General features: G+C 45.6%; 1 rRNA gene. It reads right to left on the reverse strand.

The annotated features are described in order from the left end of the window. Nucleotides 1-235 (reverse strand): 16S ribosomal RNA (locus H5S39_RS00085); the annotation flags it as partial. Nucleotides 236-283: the final 48 nt, after the last annotated feature.

Raw genomic sequence — 283 nt, forward strand, 5'->3', positions numbered from 1 at the left:
TTTAAACGAAAACCATGTGGTTTTCGTTGTTATGCGGTATTAGCATCTGTTTCCAAATGTTATCCCCCGCTCCGGGGCAGGTTACCCACGTGTTACTCACCCGTCCGCCACTCACTGGTGATCCAACGTCAAGCTGGTGCAAGCACCATCTATCAGTTGGGCCAATGCGTACGACTTGCATGTATTAGGCACACCGCCGGCGTTCATCCTGAGCCAGGATCAAACTCTCATATAAAATTATATAAGAACTTGTATAGCTCTTTATTATCTTTGTTATTAAGCG

Source organism: Limosilactobacillus rudii (genome assembly GCF_014145455.1).
Lineage (GTDB): Bacteria > Bacillota > Bacilli > Lactobacillales > Lactobacillaceae > Limosilactobacillus > Limosilactobacillus rudii.